This window comes from Pedobacter sp. HMWF019, from assembly GCF_003061025.1.
GTDB lineage: Bacteria > Bacteroidota > Bacteroidia > Sphingobacteriales > Sphingobacteriaceae > Pedobacter.
In genome coordinates this window covers 1-6,028 of record NZ_QAIL01000153.1, presented here as the reverse complement: position 1 = coordinate 6,028, position 6,028 = coordinate 1, and the positions used below count along the sequence as shown (strand labels likewise).

Annotated in this window: 7 protein-coding genes; 4 read left to right on the top strand and 3 right to left on the bottom strand. The window is 38.4% G+C overall.

All coding sequences use genetic code 11. The features are described 5' to 3' along the window. Window positions 1-123: 123 nt before the first annotated feature. On the bottom strand, window positions 124-1,341 hold the full coding sequence (locus DBR11_RS09785) for a GAF domain-containing sensor histidine kinase (RefSeq protein ID WP_108552074.1): 1,218 nt from the start codon (window positions 1,339-1,341) through the stop codon (window positions 124-126). Window positions 1,342-1,701: 360 nt separating this feature from the next. Here DBR11_RS09785 and DBR11_RS09780 point away from each other — a divergent pair, with 360 nt between their 5' ends. Genes DBR11_RS09780 through DBR11_RS09765 form a run of 4 tightly spaced genes read left to right on the top strand, consistent with a single transcriptional unit; the run spans window position 1,702 to window position 4,498 of the window. Then, window positions 1,702-2,082 carry a hypothetical protein gene (locus tag DBR11_RS09780; RefSeq protein ID WP_108552072.1) on the top strand — a complete coding sequence of 127 codons (381 nt, stop codon included), beginning with the start codon at window positions 1,702-1,704 and terminating at the stop codon, window positions 2,080-2,082. Between the two features lie 33 nt (window positions 2,083-2,115). Beyond that, window positions 2,116-3,009 carry a hypothetical protein gene (locus tag DBR11_RS09775; protein ID WP_108552070.1) on the top strand — a complete coding sequence of 298 codons (894 nt, stop codon included), beginning with the start codon at window positions 2,116-2,118 and terminating at the stop codon, window positions 3,007-3,009. A 20-nt stretch (window positions 3,010-3,029) separates the two neighbouring features. Further along, window positions 3,030-3,584, top strand: a complete 555-nt coding sequence (locus DBR11_RS09770) for an SdpA family antimicrobial peptide system protein (protein ID WP_108552068.1) — start codon at window positions 3,030-3,032, stop codon at window positions 3,582-3,584. Beyond that, window positions 3,581-4,498: a sporulation-delaying protein SdpB family protein gene (locus DBR11_RS09765; protein ID WP_108552066.1), complete on the top strand. Its 918-nt coding sequence runs from the start codon at window positions 3,581-3,583 to the stop codon at window positions 4,496-4,498. The genes DBR11_RS09770 and DBR11_RS09765 overlap by 4 nt, the downstream gene beginning before the upstream one ends. Before the next feature lie 382 nt (window positions 4,499-4,880). On the opposite strand, the gene DBR11_RS29365 is transcribed toward DBR11_RS09765, so the two are convergent. Together DBR11_RS29365 and DBR11_RS09755 are read right to left on the bottom strand one after the other, a co-directional pair. Then, window positions 4,881-5,129 carry a hypothetical protein gene (locus DBR11_RS29365; RefSeq protein WP_146186504.1) on the bottom strand — a complete coding sequence of 83 codons (249 nt, stop codon included), beginning with the start codon at window positions 5,127-5,129 and terminating at the stop codon, window positions 4,881-4,883. Window positions 5,130-5,407: 278 nt separating this feature from the next. Beyond that, a complete protein-coding gene (locus tag DBR11_RS09755) occupies window positions 5,408-5,773 on the bottom strand; it encodes a hypothetical protein (protein ID WP_108552062.1) in 366 nt (121 codons plus the stop codon). Between the last annotated feature and the right edge of the window lie 255 nt (window positions 5,774-6,028).

Here is a 6,028-nt window from a genome sequence, read left to right as displayed (position 1 = left end):
TCTCTGTTCTTATATTTACCCTAATACGTTCAATGAAACTTCTTAGATATTTACTTCCGGTAAAGGAAAGTTAATACAAATACTGCAGCAGCACTATTTGTATTAGGAGATGGTAAATAATATTTATTCCACCTGCTTTTGAAAAGGTATTTTTACGTTAAAACATGCACCAGATCCTATTTTATTATAAATTTCCATCGTACCACCCAAACCCTTGATCAGGTGCTTAACCAATTCAAGACCAAAACCATAGCCTTTCTCTCCACAGGTACCCTTAGTGCTTGAACAGCTGCCCAATTCTAAATGTTTAAGCGCCTCTTCGCTAATACCTGCACCGGTATCTGAGATCTTCAAATCGAGCATATGCTGGTCCTGCTGCTCAATTAAACTCATATCAACCTTAACCATTCCATTTTCGGGGGTAAACTTGATGGCATTAGAAATCAGATTGCCTGTAATTTGCAGCAACTTGTTCTTAGGGAAAGGCGATAAGGTATCACCCTCATTAAGCTGAATGAGCAGGTTAATGTTTTTATTTTTTGCCTGGCCATTATAGAGATCCTCCAATTTGCATTTAAACACACTCAGATTCAATTCATTATCTGTCAGTTTTCTGCCCTGCTGGTCTTCGGTCAAAATTTCATCGGCCAGCTCTAACAAAGACTTACTGCTTTTATGGATCAGTTGAATAAAATCCAGTACTTCGCTCAGATTATTACCGTTCCCTTGCTGTACAATGATATTAGATAAGCCAATAATCCCTGCCAATGGCCCACGAATATCATGTGCAACTTTACTTTTTGTTTGGTTCGCATTTTTAACCTCGCTCTTCAATTCCTTTATGGCCCGGTAGGTATTGATACGGTTGATCACCTGAGCTGCAATAATTTTCAGCATTTCAATCTTTTCAGGGCTCAAATTTTTAGGAACCGTATCCACTACACACAGGGAGCCAATCTGCTGGCCATCCGGATCTGTAAGCGGTACACCCAGATAATACCGAAGCGACAAAGGTGCCTTGGTAAAATCTTTATCCTCAAAGCGTTTATCCAATAAAAGATTTGAAACTTCAAATTGCGGCTGCCCCATAATGGTATACTGGCACAGAGACTCTTCTCTTGGTGTTTGCTGTACTTCCAATCCATGCCCGGAAATGGTCCAGGTAGTATAGGAATCAATCAGGTTGATCAGCGAAATATCGGTACCAGCTACTTTGGCCGCCAGCATGGCCAGGTCTTTAAATTCTTCAGAAAGTTCGGAATAATCCAGATCAAGCTCAGACAAATTCAACAATCTTTGCATCTCATTTGCCGGCACGGGGAAAGTATCTTCTAATATCATTTTTTTAAAAGTACAATTATATTACACTCCAACAAAATTGACAATACTCATCTATGATCCTGTAGAAAAACTAATCTCTGCCAGCATGGTACATGCTTTGCAAACAATATTTGCATTTATGTAATTAAATTATTACCTTCAAATAGCTTTATATAAACACGTTACAAAAGCATATTAATGGTTCTCTTCTTATTAACTTAAACGCTCTTCAAATGAAACGCCTCAAAATCCTATTACTCTACCGCAACTAGCTTCTGCTTTTTCCCCTTGTGCAAACAGTGTTTGTAGCCTCAATTATTATCCAGATTGTACCTCAGGTTCAATACTAATTTAAGAACAAGTTACTTTTTCGCTCTGCAAATGACATTACTCGAAAGTAAAATATACTGGGCTTATGAACGGGAACTATCCCAGGAAAAAAGCTGGCTAAAAAGTATAATGGGGCTCTTCTCCTTTGTTCCCCCTTTGCATGCCCATGAAGGAAAAGTTTGCCTGTCCGAAAGAAGCCTGGAAATTACAGGCGATGAAAATCTGTCCTTACCACTCCACAGTATAGAAGAGGTCTATCTGGGATTTGACGATGTCTTTCCCGCTTCCTCCGTAAAAAATTTCGGCCTCTTCTGGCAGCCCTTAAGACTTAGGTTTAATAATGACGAGGTCATTTATATGATTGCAGACTATAATGGCATCAAAACAAACAATCAAATCTGGTATGAAACCCTCAAAGAGATATTACAATAATTAATTATTATTCACCTTAAATTAACATCTAACATGGAAAAAATCAGAAATCTCGCTCGAAAATGGTACATCACCATTCCAATGGCATCCATTATTTTTTATGCCAGTTGTAAAAAAAGTGACTCCTCAACCAATGCCAAAACAGGAAAGGACTACACAGGAGAGGAAATTTTTAAAGCGCTGTATTTTGGTGATGGCAAAGCCACAGCTCTTGTTGCAGATTATGTATTTGATTTCAAAAATGCATTTAGCGAAACGGATGCAAAATATGATATCGAAAAAGTTGAAAACGAAATTCTCAGTAAAATAAAAGGCACAGACAAAGACTTTTTTGAAAAGTTTGGAACAGAAATTAAAAGTGGAAATGTAGGCAGGGTAAAAAATGCCTTAAAGACCGCAACCACGGCAATGCGTAAATCCCTGGATGTTGACAGTAAACTTCAGGATCTAAAAGTCAATGGAACAGCCAAACAAGAACTTTTAGTAGAATTTAAACAAGACGGAGGCTACAAACTAAAATCCAAAGAGGTAGTCAATTTACTCAATACAGATAAATACAAATCGCTCTTGCGCAAAGTTTTCAATGTAAAAGACAAACACACCTCTGCCGCTTTGGCTGCAGCCGGCGAAGACGAAACAGAAGATCTTTCAGGAGGTGTTTATTATAAAAACACAAACATCTATATCCACAGACAAACCTTCGTATACCTGTGGGTAGCAGCTGTAGGTGGTGCCGTAGCCTTAGTTGCGATCTTTGTGGAACAATCGCCCGTTCAAGATACCCCGGTACCAAACCTGGATGTAGACCGGGCTATAGATGTGGATGTTGACACCTTAGCCGTGCCTGTACCTGAGAATAGGGCGCAAGTGCTCAATTTACGTGGACAAGAGTTTGTTGCAACAATAGCAAATGCATTTTCAAAATAGTCCTGTAAAGCCATCAAACTATGCCACCTAAATTAAAGGCCTTTATCATTTTTCTAGTTGGCTTTTGGATAGCAGTGATTATTTCATTGCTATCCATTTCGCTCAACTATAACACACTATCCAGGTACTTTTTAAAGCAAAAGTTGTTTGTAAACATGCTGATTCCGGAGGGCTGGGGATTTTTTACCAGAAATCCACAGGAGGTAAGACTCTATTATCTGGTCAGAGATCAACAAGGTTGGGTTTTAGATCCAAATACCAAAAGGGCCAATCTAAGAAACATATGGGGGCTAAGCCGTACCTGTGCCTACATCAATAATATTTACGGACTGAAGGTATTGAAGAAAGCCAATTCACAACACTGGAGTTCCTGTACAGACGAGCAATTTCTTCAGGTTCAAAAAGATACCGTCATGCCTCAGCAAATGATCTTACCCACAAAATATAGCAACTATATACCAAAACAAGTCCTGATTTTAAGAAAGAGCATTACGCCCTGGGCATACCGAAATTTCATCAGCCATACTGGAGATTCCATTAGGTACATCAAAGTAAACATCACATTTAAAGATTGAAAACATTCCTCACCTTCGAATATCCTGTAAAGAATCCCTGGACCAATGTTTACGGACTCGCCAGATCTATTTTGGCATGTGGCACTATGCTCACGCTGTTATTTAATACGGCAAAAATATTATTCCCTGTGGTCAGTCAAAGCCAAGTTCCAAATCTAACAGAGAGCCTTCTTTACAGATTAAATTTCTTTTTCCTTTTCAGAGATCATGGAGAAATAGGCCGGTTCCTGGCCGTTTTTCTATTGCTGCTGGTAGTGATTGGTTACAGACCAAGGTTAACAGCAATATTTCATGCCTGGATTTCCCTCAGTTTTATGCGGTATTCTATCTTTATTGAAGGCGGCGACCAATTAACCGGTATTTTAAGTACACTGATGCTTCCCATCGCCTTAACAGATTCCAGAACCTGGCATTGGCAAAAAGAAATAAAAGTAAGCAGGTTCTTTAATAACGATTATTTAAAACTATTTCTACTCTCTCTTTACATTTTTATACGCCTTCAAGTCAGCGTCGTCTATCTTCATGCCGCAACGGCTAAATTTGGAGTAACAGAATGGATTAACGGAACCGCCGTTTATTATTGGTTTAACGATCCCGCTTTTGGCCTGAATTATTGGGTTGGTAGAATAATCCACCCCTTACTTAATATTCCATTCTTCGTATTTACTTTATCCTGGGGCACCATGGCGTTGGAATTAATGTTGTTCATGGGGCTATTTGTAGAACCAAAAAAGAGAAAATACTTACTGTATGCGGGTTTATTTTTTCACATCTGCATATTTATAGTACACGGGTTATTTACCTTCTTTTTTGCTATGGCCGGAGCACTGATTTTATACCTCAGACCGATATCAGATCAGTATGATTTCTCCTGGTTGGTGAAGAAGTTTACCATCCATAAAGGATCAGATTAGCTTCTCGGTCTCTTTTTGCTTACCGTTATAAAAACACCTAATGGTGGCCCTGCCTTAATGGGCTGCCCCAATTCTGGAATATAAGCCTGGCTAACCATCCCATCCAGATATAAAGCATTCTCACAATTCAATACCTCTGTGAACAAATAACAATTTCTTCAAATAAGATTACCCATGGTAAAGATATTCGTTACAATTTTATTGGTTTATTACAACAACTAAGCAAGAGAACTTACGGAAGTGTAATAACGCTGATTTAGACTCTCTAAGAAAAGTTGCCTCTTATTCGGCAATCCTCCAACCGGACCATCCGCTGAAGTTTTTTGGAAAGAGGCCAACGCTTGTTATATTTAATTTTCCTCCAAATAAATTTGTACGTTTTTCATTTTAAACAATCAGAAGAAAATCTTTTCAATTCTGCTTTGGCAATGGAATCTAGCTCATAGCTTCTGTAAAAATGCAAGGCCTGGGCCATGAAATAATTTTGATCTTTTGTACACCCATCACAAAGCGCAGGCGGTGTTATCTTTTGTGCAAAGCCCTTACCAATTGAATCTATTGTCTTTAATAATACTGGAGAATTGATACCATCGAATGGATTGCCCACATCACGTTTGCTTATTTCTTTCATCGCATCAGTCCCTTTATAACATTCTCTAAGTATTGAAAAAAAGATCCTGTCTTTAAAAGCATTGATACACGGATTAGGCCCGTTATTAAAGTCAAACCTCGGATATCTGTAAGTGGTTTTACAAGCAGATAATATAATAACAGTGAATGCAATAAGGAAAATAAGTTGTTTCATACCAGGTTATTCGGTTACTCAGTTTAATCAGATTAAGATACCAAATATTTAGGATTGGCCTAACACCGAAGGCATTGATATCTATCCGTAATAATCAAATTGAATCACTTTTTACGTTGATAATAATCAATCACCTTATTTAAAAAAGCTTCGCCCTTACTCCTCAGTTCATTGATTTCCTTATGCAATTGCTCTATTTTGTGCTCAATCGCTTTATGGTAGGCCGTATTTCCACCTTTTGGATCACGAAGCACCATATTTTCTAACAAGCTATTGATTTGATAATTGTTCAGCTCAGTATTTTCGTACTTCGCTTGAAATTCCTCTGGAGTATACCAGTTGCCATTCAGTTTATTATAAAGCCATACCTTGTGCAATAAGGCTTCCTTTACCATAGGCATTAATTTCTTTTTATCCCCAATTTGTTGTTGTTGAATGCTCAGGCGGGTTTCTGGATTTACAATTCTCATGGTTGTTTTTTAATGACGCTTCGATTTTATCTGGGGTATCCATATAAAATACACCGGTTTCAGGACACTGTTTCTATGCAATTTTGTTTGCGATTTACGCCAGAGTTTTTGTTGCACCGATGCCGATACAAACTGGAACTCCGGTATACTGGAGGATGCGCTTACGCAGTCCGGTTGTGATTTTTTCGAGGTCATGGTCGTTTATTAATTAGTTCGCTAGATTCCCCCTTCTGATAGATCAACAGCTCCTTCATG